Origin of the sequence: Vibrio lentus, assembly GCF_002875945.1 — a bacterium.
Lineage (GTDB): Bacteria > Pseudomonadota > Gammaproteobacteria > Enterobacterales > Vibrionaceae > Vibrio > Vibrio apostichopi.
This window is the reverse complement of the sequence record NZ_MCZK01000018.1, coordinates 1-19849: the sequence shown is the minus strand read 5'-3', so window position 1 is coordinate 19849 and position 19849 is coordinate 1. Positions and strand designations below refer to the sequence as shown.

Annotated in this window: 15 protein-coding genes and 1 tRNA gene; 8 read left to right on the top strand and 8 right to left on the bottom strand. The window is 41.8% G+C overall.

Annotation, left to right across the window (positions count from 1 at the left end; genetic code table 11):
* Positions 1-53 precede the first annotated feature (53 nt).
* The 3 genes from BCT49_RS02000 to BCT49_RS01990 all read right to left on the bottom strand — a co-directional run bounded on the left by BCT49_RS02000 (position 54) and on the right by BCT49_RS01990 (position 3437).
* Positions 54-127, bottom strand: a tRNA-Cys gene (locus BCT49_RS02000).
* A 197-nt stretch (positions 128-324) separates the two neighbouring features.
* Complete coding sequence (gene viaA, locus BCT49_RS01995) at positions 325-1770, bottom strand: ATPase RavA stimulator ViaA (protein ID WP_017104711.1); 1446 nt, start codon at positions 1768-1770, stop codon at positions 325-327.
* An 11-nt stretch (positions 1771-1781) separates the two neighbouring features.
* Positions 1782-3437 carry an ATPase RavA domain-containing protein gene (locus BCT49_RS01990; RefSeq protein ID WP_102433941.1) on the bottom strand — a complete coding sequence of 552 codons (1656 nt, stop codon included), beginning with the start codon at positions 3435-3437 and terminating at the stop codon, positions 1782-1784.
* A 288-nt stretch (positions 3438-3725) separates the two neighbouring features.
* On the opposite strand from BCT49_RS01990, the gene BCT49_RS01985 reads away from it, so the two are divergent.
* The 5 genes from BCT49_RS01985 (at position 3726) to BCT49_RS01965 (ending at position 8416) form a co-directional block, all read left to right on the top strand.
* A complete protein-coding gene (locus tag BCT49_RS01985; RefSeq protein ID WP_102433940.1) occupies positions 3726-4241 on the top strand; it encodes an NUDIX hydrolase in 516 nt (171 codons plus the stop codon).
* 40 nt (positions 4242-4281) lie between these two features.
* Complete coding sequence (gene ltaE, locus BCT49_RS01980) at positions 4282-5286, top strand: low-specificity L-threonine aldolase (RefSeq protein WP_102433939.1); 1005 nt, start codon at positions 4282-4284, stop codon at positions 5284-5286.
* Between the two features lie 293 nt (positions 5287-5579).
* Complete coding sequence (locus BCT49_RS01975; protein ID WP_133151629.1) at positions 5580-5930, top strand: Hpt domain-containing protein; 351 nt, start codon at positions 5580-5582, stop codon at positions 5928-5930.
* 97 nt (positions 5931-6027) lie between these two features.
* Positions 6028-7650, top strand: a complete 1623-nt coding sequence (locus tag BCT49_RS01970; RefSeq protein ID WP_102433937.1) for a response regulator — start codon at positions 6028-6030, stop codon at positions 7648-7650.
* A 172-nt stretch (positions 7651-7822) separates the two neighbouring features.
* Positions 7823-8416: a response regulator transcription factor gene (locus BCT49_RS01965; RefSeq protein ID WP_102433936.1), complete on the top strand. Its 594-nt coding sequence runs from the start codon at positions 7823-7825 to the stop codon at positions 8414-8416.
* Between the two features lie 69 nt (positions 8417-8485).
* Here BCT49_RS01965 and BCT49_RS01960 read toward each other — a convergent pair whose 3' ends face one another.
* The 5 genes from BCT49_RS01960 to BCT49_RS01940 all read right to left on the bottom strand — a co-directional run bounded on the left by BCT49_RS01960 (position 8486) and on the right by BCT49_RS01940 (position 16340).
* Complete coding sequence (locus BCT49_RS01960; RefSeq protein ID WP_102433935.1) at positions 8486-9379, bottom strand: LysR family transcriptional regulator; 894 nt, start codon at positions 9377-9379, stop codon at positions 8486-8488.
* A gap of 197 nt (positions 9380-9576) precedes the next feature.
* Positions 9577-10962, bottom strand: a complete 1386-nt coding sequence (locus BCT49_RS01955) for a sensor domain-containing diguanylate cyclase (RefSeq protein WP_102433934.1) — start codon at positions 10960-10962, stop codon at positions 9577-9579.
* Positions 10959-11546 (bottom strand): response regulator transcription factor, encoded by a 588-nt coding sequence (locus tag BCT49_RS01950; RefSeq protein WP_102433933.1) that lies wholly within the window; start codon positions 11544-11546, stop codon positions 10959-10961. Before BCT49_RS01950 ends, BCT49_RS01955 begins: the two co-directional genes overlap by 4 nt.
* A complete protein-coding gene (locus tag BCT49_RS01945) occupies positions 11543-12709 on the bottom strand; it encodes an EAL domain-containing response regulator (protein ID WP_102433932.1) in 1167 nt (388 codons plus the stop codon). Before BCT49_RS01945 ends, BCT49_RS01950 begins: the two co-directional genes overlap by 4 nt.
* On the bottom strand, positions 12699-16340 hold the full coding sequence (locus BCT49_RS01940; protein WP_102433931.1) for an ATP-binding protein: 3642 nt from the start codon (positions 16338-16340) through the stop codon (positions 12699-12701). Before BCT49_RS01940 ends, BCT49_RS01945 begins: the two co-directional genes overlap by 11 nt.
* Positions 16341-17379: 1039 nt before the next feature.
* Between BCT49_RS01940 and BCT49_RS01935 the strand changes: the two genes are divergently transcribed.
* From BCT49_RS01935 to BCT49_RS01925, 3 genes are all read left to right on the top strand, one after another.
* Positions 17380-18339 carry a DUF2860 family protein gene (locus tag BCT49_RS01935; protein ID WP_102433930.1) on the top strand — a complete coding sequence of 320 codons (960 nt, stop codon included), beginning with the start codon at positions 17380-17382 and terminating at the stop codon, positions 18337-18339.
* Between the two features lie 239 nt (positions 18340-18578).
* Positions 18579-19310: a winged helix-turn-helix domain-containing protein gene (locus tag BCT49_RS01930; protein ID WP_102433929.1), complete on the top strand. Its 732-nt coding sequence runs from the start codon at positions 18579-18581 to the stop codon at positions 19308-19310.
* The gene (locus BCT49_RS01925; RefSeq protein ID WP_102433928.1) at positions 19301-19795 is read left to right on the top strand and encodes a hypothetical protein; all 495 of its coding nucleotides are present in this window, start codon (positions 19301-19303) and stop codon (positions 19793-19795) included. Before BCT49_RS01930 ends, BCT49_RS01925 begins: the two co-directional genes overlap by 10 nt.
* Positions 19796-19849: the final 54 nt, after the last annotated feature.

Below are 19849 nucleotides of genomic sequence, written 5' to 3'. Positions count from 1 at the left end.
TAGTATCGCAATTTCATTCTTTTAATTTCTCATTAATTAAATAAGAAAGAGAATGGAGGCGCCTCCCGGAGTCGAACCGAGGTCCACGGATTTGCAATCCGCTGCATAGCCACTCTGCCAAGGCGCCATTTTTCAACACGTTAGAACCGACTAAACGTTAGCCCCGCTGTGTTCGGGTGCCTACTTTACGGATTGAGTGAAGATAGTCAAACAAAAATGTGAATTTAAATTCTGTTTGCTGACATTTAAATCAAATTGCTGCATGTTCGATCTTTTCATTCAAAAAGCATACAGCAAACTGGATTCAATTAAGGTGTTTGCGCACTACCACTTTTTCATGAAGCGGCCAACAAGGCTTGGATGATACGACCAACAGTGATCAAACATGGTCATAAGTTGAGGGTTACCATACTTAGAAAGACTAACTGCATGGAAACGGTTTTTGTGCGTTTTAAGTTTCTCGACTTGAGCAATCATTTCATCAGACTGCTTTGGAGCGATAAAGTCAGAAAGCACGATCAAATCGGCGTTCTTGTACTTGTCGCCCATCATCAAATCAATCGACTTCATTAGGACTGGCTCAAGATCTGTCCCACCATGGAATGAGTAACTTAGGAAGTCACTGGCTTCACGTAGGCCGTCTTGTCGCGTCAATTCATAAGTAATGTGTTCTGAAGAGAACAAAATCACATAACAGTCGCGTTCTTCAGCTAAGGCAATTTGCATCAAAGCGTAAGCCATCGCTTTTGCCGACTGTTCTGGGAAACCACTCATTGAACCCGACGCATCAACACAAACAATAAATGGGCCTTTTTCAATGTCGACAGACTTGCTGTCTGGTTTCTGAGCTTTCACTTTACGTAACGTTCGAGATTTACCTTGTGAACGATAGCTAAGTAAACGCTTGTCGGCCAAATGTTTGTAGAAGATAACCTCAAGTTCTGGGTACGCTAAGAACATGGTCTCGTTCGGCAGCATCTTGTTGAGGTCATCACTTTCATGAATCCCAACAATATCATCAACCGCTTCATCGCTCTTCTCTTCAACCATCTGCAGCTCTTCTACAGGGGCTTTGTGTAGAGAAGGATCGTCTTCTAAGCCAGCCATACGACCTAGTTTCTCAGCGATCTCTTGAAGGCCTTTGTGCTTGTTCAAAAACTCCGCATGACGCTTCATTACTGTTAAGTCGGTCTTGCTCAACTTAGCCGAAGCCATGTCCCACAAGCGCCCTACACTGCCTTCATCACCCGACTCCGTCACTTTATCCATGTTTTTCATGGTTTCCATGCGTTGATAAAGGTCAGCTAAGACTTTTTCTTTGCTGGTTTCAAGTTCGGTTACTTGCGCTTGTTTGATCGCTTCTGATAGTGATTGATACCATTGGTCGCAAAAGTAGTGTGGAAACATCGCGTTATAAACGCCTTTGTTGTTTTCCATTAAACGTCTTGCTTGAAGGTAGAACGCTGAGTGCCATTCCAATTTTTTGATGACACTGTCAATCTCATCAAAAAACTGGGGTTCATCCCAGTAGATAACCTCTTGGTACAGTGCAATTTCTTCTTGGAATCGATCGGTTTCACACACCTTAGTGACGCGTTTTTTCACTTTACCGCGCCACTTAACCAAGTGGTTTTTAACCGACGTTTTTACGCCTTTGTTCTCAGCAGCCATCATGACTTGAGAACGAGCGATGAGATCATTCATCGCTGTATCAATGATTCCTGAATCAGCCACCATCAAAGCGAGGTTTAAGCCGTCTGCTCCTAACATATGCTCTCCCCTTACTCGAAGTATTGACTCATGAACTTAATGCGCTGTGCGATCTTGCTGCTCTTCACTTTCGTGGTTTCAAGATCTTGCGTTACAGCTTGCAAACTTGCTTCCATCGCCTTTGGTAAATCAGGATCAATGTAGTTATGAGGCAACGCATCATGGAATTCAGTACGAACTCTTTTTAACTTGAATTCAGCTTCAGTCAACTGCTCTAACGCTCTCTCAGCACCACTCAACCACTTGTTATACAATTCTTGGTCTAAACCGTCGGTAGTCACCACACTCACCAATACTGAGCGATTCGCAATATCTTTAATCACTAATTGGTTCGACGCGTCCAAATCCAGTTTTAAACGACATAGGTTTTTGTTTTCGTTTACGTAACCGTAAATATCACCGTGGCCTTCTTTAAGCGCTCGATCAAAATCATCTTTGGCTACGTATACCCAACGGCTATCGCCTTTCTCAGATTCAGAAACCGACATATTGCTTTGCAACATCACCAGTTTAACGAGATTGTATGCACTGCCTACGCTGTACATTTTGGCGTTCTTGATGTCATTCTGATAAACGTCTTTACGCAACAAGCCGCTGGTTGACTCCATAGAGAGCGAAACAGATAGCGTCGATTCAACATCTTCTTGAATCTCTTCGAGCTCTTCACGTGACATCTCGATTTGAGATTTCGACTCTTGCTGATCAAACGCTCGGTTTAATGCAAAGTCTTTGACGACACTACGAACCACATCGCGTGATTCTGGGCTGTGCCACAAGCAATCTTGCAGAAGCATAATATCTAGCGGATTCACGCTATCACGGCCACTGAAGAATGCACTCGCTTTCAATAGCTTGACCGCTTTCTTCCAACGTCTGTCTGATACATACAAGTCAGATTCTGATGATGAGCCCTGATTCTTAACGGTCTCTTCAAGCATGGTTTTCAGTTCAAATAGCTTGTTAAACGAGTTATCCGTCAATTCAAGCTTATCGAGTTCTTTCTGCCATTGATGGTATTCAATATCAGTAATCGCTAAGCCTTTAGGGATCACCGCTTCTTGAGATGTGCCTGTCGTCAGCATTGATTTGAAGTTTTGTTTGTTCTGAATACGGTTTACAAACACGCGAACCAACATACGGTCATAAAGTGCTTCTAAGCCGCTGTCTTCGTCTGGCAGCTCGTTAGATGCTGATACCAAAAGACGCATAGGCACACGCTCGATGTCTGCGCCATTTTTAAATGTCTTTTCGTTCACTACAGTCAGCAGCGTATTCAAGATTGCAGGACCGGCTTTCCAGATCTCATCAAGGAACACGACTTGCGCTGTTGGTAGGTAGCCCTCAGTCAATCTTACATAACGACCGTTGTCTTTTAATTCTTGGATACTTAGCGGACCGAACACTTCTTCTGGCGTGGAGAAGCGCGTCATCAAATATTCGAAATAGCTACTGTTATCAAAAGCCTGAATGAGTCGTTTAGCGATAAGACTTTTTGCGATACCTGGAGGGCCTAATAGGAACACACTTTCACCAGCAAGAGCCGCCAGTAAACAAAGCTTGATGGTGTCTTCTCTTTCGTAAACGCCATCTGAGAGAGCATGCGCTAATTTGTTGATTCTTTCAGAGAGTAGCGCCTTGTCAGCATGTGAGGAAATAGAGGGGGTCATGCGTTACTCCGAAAATCTATGAACAGTTGAGAGTGTAGATATGTTTTTATACATTTGTTAGCACTTTGTTACAAGTGTATTTTTTTATTGAGTTGCCTTTATATCAGATGGTTACGACTGTAATTTTGGCGTAATCATAGATTCCAAATTTGAGAGTAGCATCACGAACGGTGTGAAACGAAACCTATCACTAAACCGAATTTTTCTTTTATTTTCGACACCATAGACGTTATGGTGGTGCACGTCTTCAGTTATACGACAAATTGGCAAGGAATGTGGCCAGACTGCATGAATAAAGTTATCCATCAATGGAAAAGTATCTCTCTCGTAGAAGAGAGCGTGACACTCCCTACGAATGTCATAGTAAAACACACAACAATACACCACCCTGGCGCGGCCGTTATTCTTCCTATTACTGCGTCTGGAAAAATTATCCTTATTAACCAGTTTCGACCTTCTCTTAAAAAATGGCTTTTAGAATTACCGGCTGGCACGATGGAAATTGATGAGACACCTCTTCAATGTGCTCAGCGAGAGTTGGAAGAAGAAACCGGTTACAGTGCAACTTCTTTTCAGAGTTTAGGGCAAGTCACCCCTTTGGCGGGTTTCTGTGATGAGATACAGCATCTGTTCGTCGCAAAAGAGCTTAGCCTCACTACCCGCTTTGAATGCGATGAAGATGAAGTCATAGAAGTGATCGAACTGAGCTTAGATGAACTGCACGACAAAATACGACACGATCAAATTACCGATACCAAAACTATCGCTTGTTTAAGTAAAGCCCAACTATGTGGCTATCTATAGCCACTTATATGACTACCTAAAGTTACTCTAGGAGAGAAACATGGACTTTCGTTCTGATACCGTTACTAAACCCTCACAAGCTATGCGTGATGCAATGGCAAACGCAGAAGTGGGTGATGATGTTTATGGCGATGACCCAACCGTAAACGAACTAGAGCAATGGGCAGCGAATGAGACTGGCTTTGAAGCCGCTATGTTCACGTCTTCTGGCACGCAAGCTAACCTACTTGGTTTAATGGCGCACTGTGAACGTGGTGACGAATATCTTTGTGGCCAACAAGCGCACAACTACAAGTACGAAGCTGGCGGCGCCGCGGTACTTGGTTCTATTCAACCTCAGCCAATTGAAAACAACCCAGACGGCACGTTAGATTTTAAAAAGCTTGCTGCTGCAATTAAACCAGACGACAGCCATTTCGCTCGCACCAAGCTTCTGAGCTTAGAAAACACCATTAATGGCAAAGTACTGCCAATGTCATACTTGGCAGAAGCTCGTGATTTCGTAAATCAACACGGCCTGCAAATGCACCTCGACGGCGCGCGCGTTTATAACGCTGCCGCTGCACTGGATGTCCATATTAAAGAAATCGCACAGCACTTTGACTCTATGACGATTTGTCTATCAAAGGGCTTAGGCGCGCCGATTGGCTCGTTGCTGCTTGGTAGCAAAGAGTACATCGCCAAAGCACGTCGCTTACGTAAAATGGTCGGTGGCGGTATGCGTCAAGCAGGCATTCTTGCTGCAGCAGGTAAGATGGCACTGACTGAAAACGTTGCTCAACTAAAAACTGACCACGAGAACGCGAAAAACCTAGCTATTGGCCTTAGTAAACTAGAAGGCTTCTATGTTAATCCTGATTTCATTCAAACGAACATCGTGTTCGCTAAGTTAGATGAGTCTGTGGATATTAACCGCATCGCACGTGAGTTAGGTGAACAAGGCATTACTATGTCACCAGGTAATCCAGTTCGCTTTGTTACTCACCGTGATATTAGTGCTGAAGACATTGCTCGCTTCCTAATCGCTATCGAGAAGTCGCTATAAATTCGTGACGTAAGATCGGTCATGAATTTGATTGAACGTACTGACGATTAGATCAGTATTGCTACAAAAAGACCATTTAACGTTTAGCATTTAGCGTTAATGGTCTTTTTTAATTTCTACTACCCATTTTATTGAACACTCTATTTTCTCACCCACATTAAATATACTTCTACCTAGCCACCTACCAATATACACTTTAAATATTAATCACATTAATTCAATAAGTCTGACGTATTTCCATTAACTGACCATAATAGATACCCTTTCTTTCCAATATCTCAATCAATATTCTTATGCAATCTAGACCGAGTAAATCCAATAATATCGATTGGTTAAATAACTACCCTAGCGATCAAAGAGTTTACCTTGCTGAGGTTTACGTTAGCGTCATGCAAGAAGACTTAGAGCGACTCAGGGATACAAAGCCTGAGCGCGCAGCAAGCTTGCAAATCATACACCGCATAAAGGGTGGTCTTTCTTCAATCGGACACTTCCCACTAGAGCAGCTCATCAAAGTGGAAGAGAATGAATTGAAAGCAGGAAATAATAATGTCGAACAAACAAACCTCAATACGATTAAATTAATTTCACACAGTGTTGAGTCAATTGAAGATTGGCTTAATATTAATGGCGTAGGAAATTAATCGAATCATTGTAGGATTTTTCTTGTTTTCACTCTGAGATACTTTTAGCTATTTTCTATTTGTTACAATTAGCTAAATTTCGTCAACAGTCAAAATAATGAATAACGACATAAAGAAATATACGGTACTGGTTGCAGACGATTCTCGACTGGTTACAAGCAGTGTAACCACAATTTTGCGCCAAATCGGCTTTGAATCCATATCTTATGCATACAAACCTTTCGATGTTATTCATCAATGCCGCCAGAACTCGTTTGACATTATAATCTGTGACTACAACTTTCAAACCCAATTGACGGGCTACCAACTGCTGGAAGAACTCAAACACGCTCGAATTTTGAAATCGACGACGGTTTTTATGTTCCTTACCGGTGAAAATGATTACAACGTCGTGCGATCTATTGTGGACTCAGACCCTGACGACTACCTACTTAAACCCTTTAATAAACAGTTCTTTATTAAACGGATATTTTCATCCTTAAATCGCAAAGTGGTCCTCGCGCCGATCTTTGAGAAGTTAACCGAATTCGATTTTGCTGGTGTTGTGCGTGAGTGCGACGAGCTTCAGCCATTTCACCCTGAGTACTCTAAGCTTATCCGAAAGTACAAGGCCTCCGCCCTTCTGAAAAGTAAGCAGTTTAATAAAGCTCAAGAAGAGTATGAAAGCTTACTCGAAGAAGATGACTTGGACTGGATTAAAACCGGCCTAGCGAGCACGCTCATTGAAACAGACCAAGTAGATGAGGCCAAAGAAATCCTCAACTTAGTAAAATCTAAAAAGAACAACCCATACTTTCACGACGAAATGTCGAACATATACTCGATTGAAGAAGACCTGCCCAACGCGATAGATCATTTGAAACAGTCAGCGATGTTACTTGATGCGGGCGCACATCGTGAGTTGGTGATTGCGAATTTATCAATCGCTGCTGGCGCTTATCAAGACGCATTCACTTATATGAAAAGGTATTACGAGAAGAACATTAATACCTTTCGTGGCGGGTTTTATACAAAGATTAACTACATGCGTACCTTTCTTTATAAACAACTACTTGGAGGTTCAATAAACCTGTTTGAAAGGCAGCTTGCTTCATACAATTCGATTCTCAATGATATCGGAAAAACGCCAGAGCTTATTCTTCAGGATAAACTCATCTCTGCGCACATTGGATTGATCAAAGGTGACCTGAAAACCGCAACGCTAAGTATCAAACAAGCACTCAATTATACCTCTGAGTTTCATTTTTATGATTTCTACCACCTTTGCTTCTTATTGGAACAGTGTTCATTTTTAAGCGAAACACCGACATTCGTAACAAGGTTGGAAGACAGTATTAATAAAGACCAACACCCGAGTATTATTCGTAGTCAAATTCATATGCTCAATGGCTTTAAAGAACGCTTACAGGCATCACAGCTTCAGTTAAGTAATATCAGAAAAGAAATGATACTCATGAAATCGTCGGATCGTCTAACAAAAGACAAACAGCTCGATTACTATCTCGATATTCATAACCTTTTGCCGCATTCGAAAAAGACCTGTTTGGCAATTATCAAACTTTCAGCCTTGCTCAGCACTCCCTATGAAGGTAAACACGATATTCGTATCAAAATAAACAAGTGCAATGACGTATTGGTTAACTTACATACTAAAGAAGAGTTGAGCAGTATAAATTACAACCAAATACTGTATAAAGCACGAGGTCGAGCGACCTATTAGTCACGTTATCTTTAAGTAAGTAGTAACGCGCGCCCTTTCTAAACACCTGATTTTCAAAATGTTAAAATGTCATTTTCACCCTAACCTCTATGTTTTTACATAGAATTATCGCTTATCACAAGCTTAGAACTCAAAGAGACAGGATGTCACATAGCAATAATGTAGGTGACTTATGACAAATCAGAACGTTCTAATCATAGATGAACAACCTCTTTACCGAGAAGCACTCGCCGAGTTGATCATGGACTCGCTAAATGTTGAAGATCTCTATAAAACTACCGATACCGACAAAATTCTTAAGCTAGTGAATAGCCAGAGCATTGATTTGATTGTTCTCGATGTGACACTAGCAAACAACGATGGTATGAACCTCGCGAAGATAATCAAGGCGCACGGTTACGAAGGGAAATTGTTGTTTGTTTCTTCTTTAGATAACTCAAGCTTGTCTGAGGCCGCTCTATCATTAGGTGCCAACGGATTCCTGAGTAAGAGCGAAAGCCATGAATCAATTCGCTTCGCCCTATCCAGTATTATGAAGGGATACTCGTTGTTCAAATCAGATCAAAAGAACAGCGGTAAAAGTACCAAGCTATCCAATAAAGAGGCGATCGTGTTTCAGTACTTGATTCAAGGGCACTCGAACAAACTTATCTCAGAAAAGCTGTCGTTAAGTGCCAAGACCATCAGCACCTATAAAACACGTATCCTGAGCAAATACAGAGCCAACTCAATCGTTGAACTGGTTCAACTCACAGACAACATTTAGCGGCGGTGTCGACTGAACGTCTACGCGTTCGGTTTACTGAGTGTTGGTGTTGACGTACTCGAACATAGGTTATTTAGCTAGATTTAAGTTTTTCTCTATCACACCAATGAGCAGTTGATGGAGTGCATTGTGACGATGCGTTTGTTTGATGTATGCCGCTATTTTAGGTCGACCCGCTGAATAGAAAGACTCTGGCACTTCAATGAATTTGAAACCATCAATCTGTCGCCCAAAATTCATCATTATTGTAGCGCTGTTACGGCGCTTTAATAATCCGAGTAACAGGCCAATATCCCCTACAGTCACTTTCGAATCAATCTCGAACCCTTTCTTTTCTAGGATCATTCGTACCACCTGCTTCGACCCCTTCCAACCTTTAAGTTCCAGCAAAATAAAAGGTAATGACAAGGCTTCTTCTAATGTATCAAGGTCTATTTCTTCGGGAAGAACCAAACCAACAGGCAGTGAGCCGACGGAATGTTGATAGATGCTCTTAGGACTGTCTTCATTAAAGTGATGCAAAAACACATCGACTTTACCGTCTAAAATACTCTCGATTGGCTGATCGCTTGGACTTACGATATTAATAGAAGCATTGGGCAACAACTCGAAAAGGTCAGCCAATATAGCTTCACCTAGGAAGTATTGGGCAACTTGAGGCATCGATATGGTAATAGATCTATCGTAAGTTAGAGGATCAAAGGCGCTTGCTCCCATGCAAGATTCAAGGTTGTCTAACCCTGTTTGAATGAGCGGGAGCTGCTTTTTAAGAAAGTCTGTGCTTTCGAAATGGTGGGCGTGTCGAATAAACAACTCATCGCCAAGTTGATCTCTAAGGCGAGCAAGGTACTTACTGATTGAAGCCTCGCTCTTGCCTAGAATCTTAGCTACGGGTTTCAGTTGTTGGTGTTTATCCAACAACACCAAGATACGTAGAAGATTCAGATCTAAATCTTTATTCACAGCAATAACCCTTCATTGTCATTTCATAAACTTATCAAACGTATACACGTTAATATCTAAGTTTAGTCAATACAAGGAAACGAGCCATTGCTGACGTTATCCTTTCCACCAGCCGCTAGATATGACTTTCATCTAACATATCACCGCGTAGAACCGCTGAACCGCTGAACCGCTTCGTTAGATGAACAATCGTTAAATCAACGTTGTGCCTTTTGCTCATAGAGTTTCTCATCGGCTTTATGGAGCACACTTTCCAACGACTCACTCGCCCCCTTAAAGGCGACGCCAACACTCACCGATACATCAAAACCCAATGAAGCCACTTTAGATTCGGTCACTTGTTTTTTCAAAATTTCCGACGCTTTGTTAGCGTTTTCAAAACTGCAATTCGGCATTATGACGATAAACTCGTCGCCACCGACTCTGACCAAAAAGTCATCGCGACGAAACACATCTTTCATTGATTGGGCTATGTGTTGAATTACCTCATCTCCCCAGCTGTGTCCGAGGTTATCGTTGATCTTCTTAATCCTGTCGCCATCGATAGCGATAATCGAACAAGGCTTACCCCGTACAGCCTGGTCGAATGACGGCTCATTATAGATTCGTCGATTGTACAAACCCGTTAACTCATCTTTGAGCGCCGTGTGTTTCGCATCCACCAATTCATCTTTGGTAATCTTGGCTTTATTCACATAAAACAGATAATTAAGACTCGCTAAGAACATCACGACAAACACCCAACAATAATCAATCAGTAACTTCGAATAAGGGTATCGATACGTATAGGTGGTTCTATTGTCGGCAACGGTCGTCTTACTGTAATTCAGATAGGAATATGGGTAACCTGGGTACGTCACGATTAAATTATTGACGTCATTCTTAGTCTCATAACCCACATCTAAACCATCGCTTACATACAGTTCAATGTTGACGTTCAACACATAGTCGCCAATGATGACCCCTTCATCATAAACTGGGGTTACAATCGAAATGATTTCATTTTGGCTGATCAGCCCAATATGAGGCGCCGATATGATCACCCTATCCGCCAATTGATATTCTTTGGCGGTAATTGAACATACCTCGCTTCCAAGGCATATGTCTCCTGACAGATACGATTCAGAGGGTGTGAAGTTCTCAAATTTATTCGGGAATATGTACTTTGAACCAGAATACGAACGATAGAAATAGACAAAATTATCGTCGATACCACCTAGGTTTTTATACAAAGAAATTTGATGCATCAAATGTCTAACTGCAATTTCTGCTTTGTTTAATTCAGGGTCCCCTAGAGGATAAATACTATCAACAAAGTTGACCTCATCAACGCTATCAAAGTCATGACTTCTCTCGCCTGACGTTTGATTTATCTGAGATTCTGTAAACAAGCCCAACAGAACCAAGTTGTCTTTATGCCTATCTAACTGCAACGTACTTAAATCAAACTCTTTAATATCGTTGTTTATTGCCACCGTACCGAAGCTTACGATAAACAATAAAAAGGACAGTGAAGAAAAGGTCAACGAAATCGTCGCTACTTTAAATTTTGGCATGAGTTTGATGATTCGTTTAGCAGTCATAATTCAATTACTCTCGACAACTCAACAATACTGTCAACGCTGTACTTGGTAAGCATCCTTCTTTTGTAAGTACTAATGGTTTTCTCACTGATAGAGAGCCGTTCAGCCGCGTCTTTATTTGTCATTCCCTTCAACAACAGTTTCGCAACGGTCGCTTCACGAGCAGAAAGCTTAAGGGGTTGCTTGGCCTTTTTCGGGTCGTTAATCTCTTTAAAAAATGAGTAACCCTTCACGATGGCCTCTATCGCGTCTTTGAGGACGTCGTAGTGCTCTGACTTACATACATACCCATTCGCCCCCACTTTAAATGCCATTTCGCTGTAATAAGCGCTGGTTTCTGCTGAATAGAACACCACTCTTCCTCTAAAACCATGTGCTTTAATTCGACGATAGAAATCGAAGCCATCACAGTCATTCAAATTCACATCAAGGATCAGTAAGTCGATATTCGACTTTCGAACAAACTCATTGGCAGTTTTCAATTCTGAAGCGACGTTGACTTGAGCGATGTGCGGTGAAGATTCAACCAGGGATTTGATCGCCATACATACCAAGGGATGGTCGTCGAAGATTAAACAGTTCATTTGATCTCTATATCTATTTTTTGGACAAGTTCTAACGGCAATGGCTTAGAGACGAAATATCCCTGACAAACCTCAACACCGTACTCCTTTAACAAAGACCACGTTTCATGGTCTTCCACCCCTTCAGCAACAAGCTTGATACCTAGGCTTTTCGCTAAGCCACATATTGATAAAACGATATTTTTCTTCTTTTGATCATCTTTAATCTCAAAGACAAATGAACGGTCAATCTTCATTTCATTGAACGGCAATTGAGCTAATTTTTCCAATGTCGAGTTGCCTGTACCAAAATCATCAATTGATACCGTGACGTCATTCACTCGGAGCTTGGTGAGGTTCTTATACAAAGACACGCTGTTTCGGTAAGTGTCACGCTCGGTGATCTCGATAATGAAAGCCGAAGGACTCACATCTCGCTCTAAACATCGAGTGATAAACGTTTGTGCAAAGTCGCTATCTTCTAGATTAAACTGATCAACATTGATGGCGATTTTCTTATCTAGATTTCGAATTTTAATGTCATCTAATGCGTTATTTAAAACGGTATCAAACAACTCCGCAGATAACTGACATCGCGTGACAATAGGCAAGAACACGTCTGGGGTTAGCACGCCATATTCAGGGTGAACCCAGCGAGCCAACGCTTCATAACCCGACAAATGTTCCGTGACAAAGTCCACTTTCGGCTGGTAATAGTTCTGTATTTGCCCTTTTGCCAAAGCAACCAAAAACTCTTCATCAGTCACCTCAATTTTCTTTCTTGCAGGGAAAGGTTTATTGGTCGATTTAAGTCTCATCGCCAATACATCCTCAATCGATTTCTGGGTATATGGCTTTTCAATGATGTCCAACACATCAAATGGGAAACCTTCACACATCGCGCGAATCGCCGAGATCACCGTCAGTTCGACAGAGCTGATTAACACCACGTTGCCTTGGTAATTCGCCTCGTCCAACATAAACATCATGTCTATCCCGTCATGCACCGGCATCTGGATATCACAAAAGATAATGTCGTACTTCTTTTCAGCCACGCTCTCACAAGCGTCTAATGCATTGTCAAAAACGGTAACCTTGCTACCTAGCTTAGTTAAAAGTTGCTTGAGTAAGATCAGGTGAATGGGATGATCATCAACAATCATGATTTCGAGATTAGTATTCATTGGCTTTTAACCACGCTTTTGTAAATTCAATTTCTGACTCAATGGCCCTAGCTAGCTTCCTTAATTTTTCTGTATTCGCTTTCGCTTCACAGCACTCAACGTCTTGACACAACGCAGCAATTTCATTTACACCGACTGCGTTTAACGCTCCTTTTATTCGATGAAGCGTTCGGTTGATGGTTGGCGAATTGATGTCAAGATTCGCTACGTCTTCGCTCATGGTATTGATGAACACATTGGCAACCGCAATCGCATCATCTTTGTCGAATCGCTCTAACCAACTTGGCGCATGGCTCAAAGGCGTTGCATGTTTCTCTAGAATATCCAACAACTTGGAAACACTGTATGGCTTGTAAAGAATGTCATCGATCGCGATATCTTTGGTCTTGTCACGAGCAACTCGTGTGTCTTCCGCGGTGATACCAATCACAACAATATCTTTGAACTGGTCACTGTTCTTAATCTTGCTGGCGAGCTCATAGCCGTCCATTTCGGGCATGTGGAAATCAGTAAGCAGTAATTTAATTGAGTTCTGATTAATGTATTCCCACGCTTGAAGACCGTTATCCACAAATACAGGTTTGATGCCGATCTCATTCATTTGTAACGTCATGACACTTTGATTGATTGGGTTATCTTCTGCGATGAGTACATCGCCATGCTTCCATTCCCTGACCGCTTTCGGGGTTGGTACATTGATGGCGTGCTCATCTGATTTCACTATCAGATTCAACAGACTGTCTGGGTATTTCAATTGTTCATGTTCAATTGTGACCAGATCATTCACACCTCGGCGAAAGGTCATATCAACATGGTTAGATTGAGAGCTACGGGTGATGCTCAGATCCGGCGTATTATCGGATTCCGTCAACCTCCACTCGTGGCACCAACCTTTCAAATTATCCGGTAGGTCGCGTGAGTAAGTCAGATCTCGCATTTCATAATCTGCACTGCCTTCATTTTCGTTTACGACAAACGGAATAGACACGTTAATCGTGGTACCGCGACTCAGTTCAGACTCAATATGAAGCTCACCACCCATGCATTGCAGGAGTTGGTCAACAATGCTAAGCCCTAGCCCGGTACCACCGAACTGTCGGGTTATGGTGTCATCAGCCTGTACGAAGGGTTTCAGTACTTGTTGTTGCTGCATGGGTGTCATGCCAATGCCCGTGTCCGTTAACTCGACAATTAACTGATCATCGACAGCGGCAACCACAACACTGATCTCGCCTTCCGAGGTGAACTTCACGGCATTCGATAGCAAGTTCGTCAGTATTTGAGAAACACGAATGCCATCGACCATCACCCAACGAAAAGCAAAGGGGTGAATCTCGACGCAGTACTGTAGGTTCTTACTTTTCGAAATGGGTTCAAAGGTTCTGAAAACGTCACAAAGAAGGGGCAAAAGTTCGATTTTTTCGGCCTTAACAGACAGTACACCCGATTCGATCTTCGACAAATCCAGGACACCATCCACCAGCTTATTTAAGTGGTCGAGAGAACGAATGGCTTGATCGACCAAATGACAGTCTTTGTCGTTACCTGTATTGATCTTGATGATGTCGAGTAACCCATGCACCGCAGATAAAGGGGTGCGTAACTCGTGACTCATGGTTGTCAGTAGGCTCTCTCTTGCTTCAACCGCAAGTTTGGCCTCTTTCTCAGCCTTGATTAATGCGTTCTCACGCTTCTTCTGCGCAGAAATATCGAGCAGAGAAGTCAGAATAAAACGCTTGTCACTGCTCGACGAAGCAATTGTTTTGCTTTCTCGGTGAACATGGGAGATATCCAAACGGCAATCTTTCGCTAAATGGGTGTCGTTAAGGCTGTCACCGTCAAGAATGGTTTTGATCTCAATCTGATTGCCGACTAACGAAGATCCGGTTGCCTGAGACTTCATAGTACAAACCTGACATTCATTCGATTGGAACTTCGGACAATTGCTCAACAATATCTCGTTCTTATCGTTATGAATAAAAACGATATTGTTGATCTCTTGAATGATCTCAGAGAGCCAGATTTTCTCTTTCTCTTCATTACCTGCGTTCAACTCGGCAAGCCTGACTTTGTAACGCAGATTCACCAATATTAGGTAGCCAAGGTACGAGAGAGTCACAAACACGACCGATACCAAAGCAGCAAACTTGTTCACATTGCTGCTGTCGTAACCGTAAACTAAATCGAATTTACGATAATTACGGCGCAGTTTTTCTATCTCTTCAACACTCACCGTATCAATAATGCTATTCAATACATTCTTTAACTCGACATTTTTCTTAGACACAGCAAAGGCAATTGAATAAGTGATGCCTTCATCTTGGTCAAATGAGAGCCCTTCAGATGAGTCATTTAGAATCATTGAGTAAGTAATATCATTCGGTACATACGCGGCTGATATCTCACCACTTCTCAAATCATCAAGGATCTTTTTCATATCTCGATAACGTGTAAGATTTCGGTCTTCACGCTCACCGACATTAATGATCCCTTGTTTGCTGACACTAAGAAGAATGCCTTTCTTATCTGTCTGCAGCGTATTGTTGGCTTCGTTGTGTGTCACTTTGGTAAAACTAGCACGCATAAAAGGTTTGGTGATTAACCATTGTGCAGCCTTAGTTTTAGTTCTATCGCGATACAGCACAGGAACAATATCTGCGTTATAAGAGGTGTAACTGGATTCTAGGTTCAACTCAGGCACGACATAATCAAAACCTAGCCCTGTACGTGCAGAAACCAGTGCAAGATACTCCACCAGCATGCCGTCGAGTTGTTGTTTTTCGTTTTCAAACAGAAACGGATACGCCTCACCACTCGAACTGTAGGTGATCACATCTTTACCATTTTGGTGTGCTTTATATTGAGAAATAAGCTTGTCGCTAACATGATAAGGGTTCTTTGAGGCCACTGAGCGAATGCCACGCCCTTCAACTTCCCATAAGAGGATTGAGTCGATGTCTTTAATGAGTTCTGAGTTGTCTTTACTCGAAATAAAGCGGATTTTTTCTTCAGGCAACCAAACAGGCACATCAACAGCCCCTCTCATCACATCTTTATGATCGAGGTATTCGTTAATTGAAACATAGGTAGTGACCAGCGCATCAGCTTTGCCCTGTAATACCGCGTCGAATGCATCATCACGGGACTTAGCTCTGTAGATTTTCTGAGCGCCACGCTTCTCTACAAGTTGGCAATACACACTTTTGTCTATACACGCCCATGTAAGTTGGTCTTGGTTTTGATTCTTCAGGTATACGTCTCGGTACCAAACGGCCAGAGTCGTCGAGAAGATAGGTTCTGAGAATGAGAACTTCTTTTCTCTTTCAGCTGTTTTACTAAACCCTAATGCGCCATCTATTTTGTTGGTTTCGACATCATCAAGCAGTTCAGGGATATTTCCGTAATGCTTAATTTCTAATTTTAGATTTAGGAAATGACTTATATTTGATAGGTAATCTAAGCTGATACCATAAATAGCCTCAAATTTACCACCTTGATCATGATTGTTATTTGCGAGCACGCCAACAACGATTTTATCGTCTCTTTCTTCAGATGCGACGGTAGTCTCTGGAATGACAAAGCACACCAAAGTAACGGCAATAAATACGATTGTATTTCTATAGTTCAACATGTAACTTTCCTACAAAACAGGTCGGACATCCTAAACTTGACATCTAATTTGTCAAATTAGGCAACAACCCGCTTATGACAATAAGTTACTGTTATTTAAAACTTAATGAACGAATGTAGGAAAATTCGCACAACCTTTTCCGCCAAAGGCTACGAACTAATATTTGAGGATTTGATGTGGGACAACACAATTAAACTTGGGCGATGAAACCCATCAATAAAACATATGTAATTATACAAATTTATGAAGATTTAAACATAATCAACAACAATACATCACATAAAAATTGATGTTTTATTGTTATAGCGACGTGTAAAACAACAAGCATAATAATCTAGTTGAAAAGAAAAAAGTTAAACTAAAAAAGAACTTCGAACTGATATTCTTAAAAAATCATACCAATAAAACCCTTTATTTAACCATCCTTAGTCGAGTTTTCTAACGATAATCGTTACCCTAGGTAGGATTAGTGACAATATAAGACCGCCAAAACATAGTAAACTTATATCACAAGCCAGGGGTATGTATTCGAAAAATAGCATCATATTTATTCTCAGTGGCTGTGACGTCGTCTTAAACTTTATACTCTCCCTATCTCGACCATCCAAGTTTTCATCATTCCACCTACCGCGATCAATGCGATCGCGAGTTCAATACTCCACATGCAAAGTCCTATCCCGCACGCAAACACCCTTCTATTTGCTTAATCAAACATCTAAAAATAGCTAAATCACCTTTAGACAAGCACTCATCTAGTCACGATATAAAAGTGACAAAAAATAATTACTCAATAAATTCAATAGCTTGAATTCAAGATATAACGTCACTTTTTGTTGTTAGCTTTACCTCCATCATCCGTGAATAATTCACTTCCAATTCATGAATTCAAACGAACATCTTGAGCTTCATCAAACGGTTTCAACGTTAACGATAGGTGCTTAATTTATTGAATTTCATGTCTAAAGAATCGATTTAAAGGACGGAATTCTCATAAACACCAACAAGGATGATTTAAGGTAAGCCTACTATTGAGATTGTTATGAACGCGATAAAATTATCTTTAATTGCCCTGACTTCTGTAGCAACAGTAAACAATGCACATGCTGTAGAGTGGGACCAATTCAGTGGCGAGATTCTTTTTGCTACCCTCTATACCCATTCTGATTCCAACCTTTATACAGAAGGTAACCCAAACCTAGGCGAAGACTCAAACCGTGGAGATGATGGCGACAAAGCCATTTTCACTCCCCTAGGTATTCTTAACTTTGATTTTGGTGAAGAACGAGATCACCGCCTATACATGGGTACTTCTCGTGATGACTTATCGGTTGGTACGCTGGCATTCGAGTTCGGATACCAAAAACAGTTAGACTCCGGTACCACCTTTGATTTGGCCTACCTACCAACGGTTATTCCAGGGGAAGTTTGGACAAACCCTTACGACGTTAACGAAAGCAGACAAAAAACCGATGTCGATGGTGGTGCAGTGCGAATGAAATTAAGCAACCTTGCACAAACCAACATTTCACTAGATATGGCTTACGCCTACGCTGACGTCGAAGAAGATCATGTTTCCGATGAGCTTTTAGAACGTGATAGCAAAGCTTATTTCATCAAAGCCCAGTACTTATCAATGCTGAGCCCTCAATCTGGCATCAATTACGGACTAAGCTACACCTTTCATGATTCTGAAGGTAAAGCAAACCAACACAGTCGATACGCTGTTGAAGCCTCGTACTTTTTTGTATCGAGCTCTTACGCATTAGCGGTGACTGGTAATTATGCTCACAGTGACTATCGTACAGACAACCCAATATTTGACCGCAGCCGTGCAGACAACAGTTACAGGTTATTCATCGCCTATGAGTACAAAGATCTAGGCAGTTGGGAAAACTGGAGCGTCGCAACCTTCACCGGAACGCGAAAGAACGATTCTAGCATCGACTTCTTCACGCACCGTGAATGGCTGCTGTCAGCGTCACTGAACTACGCTTTCTAGCCATCTTCACAGTAAAATCTCAATCGAACTAGCAAAATATCTCGTATTATATTGATACTAAAACAAGCCGTTAGCTCCTAGAGTTAGCGGTTTAAACATTACTTTCTTACTATTGTTTGAATACAATCAAGGACATTAACACCTACTAAAAATCAGCTTGCCGACATAGATTCAGACTTGGTGGCGATATAATGACTAAAATGCGATAATAAAATCAGTTTCTATTCAGCTATTTACCTATGACCAAACTCACTTTAGAACCACCTGTTTACCTAATTGGTGAATACTTGTATTCATCAACATCAGGGGTTTTGTCTAAAGACAATAACCTCACTCGATTAAGAGCAAAAGAATCCGCTTTGCTGAATGCATTGATCAAACAGGTTCCTGAAGTGCTTTCTCGTGAAAACATCGTTCAAGAGCTGTATGAAAACACCTATGCGACGGATGCGACGATTAACCAACTGGTCAAACGCTTAAGAAAAGCTATGGGAGACGACCAACGCTCACTTATTCGTACTATTCCCAAGCAAGGATACTTATTAGCAATAGCGCCTAAACTCATTGAAGAACACCCCCATGTTTCGCCAGAAATCCCAGCAAAGTATTTAGCTGTTGAGCACGGTGATTTCGATCCTGTTGACGTCAAAGTCGAGGAACTGAACCGTGTAAACAAGAGTAAGATTCAGCCTCGTGATGAAAGTCGTTTACAACGCTTTGGGGCGGTGACTGTAATCGGTTGTTTATTGGCAGTAGCGGTAGGTTACGGACTAGGCTCTTCATTCGCTCCGTCGGCACGTTATCTAGAACAAGTTTCAGTGGTCGAAGCAGAAAACCAACACATAGATACACTATCCCAGACACCAACAGTGGTTATCGACAAAGACCAACAGGTTATGGCCATCTACTTAAAAGACGATGAAGAAACCGTTCATTGTGCTTACCAAGAACAAGTGACCTTATGCAATTAAAATCCAAACACTATAAAGTGCTCGTGATGTGGGCTACCTGTGTCGCGTTTGGTTACCTATTATTCCAACTAAACTACACGCCAACTAAACCGTTTACTGGCTTTTGGAGTGGACACACGACCGTTAATTATGGCGAGCGCTCATTAAGCATCAGGACTCAACTCATCATTGATGCCCCCGAATCTGAGAGTGCGCGGCTAATTACCACTTTTGAACCTAAATCGGATTCTGCAACACCGTTTCAAACCAGCGTAACCAGCAATATCCAAGTTCAAGGACGAGTTGACTCAAAGATCACCTTCTCGTTAACCGAGCTGAATTATACTAACAAAGAAGCACTAGAAGCTTATTTAAATCGCGAGTTGCCACGAACGGGTAGCTTGGTTTCGGGTAAGTCATGGGTCGTCGATAATGATGAAATCTTCATGTACCTAACCCTCGCGTTCGGCGAGAAAATGGGCGTTGTTCTTAAGCGTCGGGAATAAGTGTTAGAGTGTTCACTGGTACTGGTTGTTACCATAATGGCTTTGTTGCGTAAT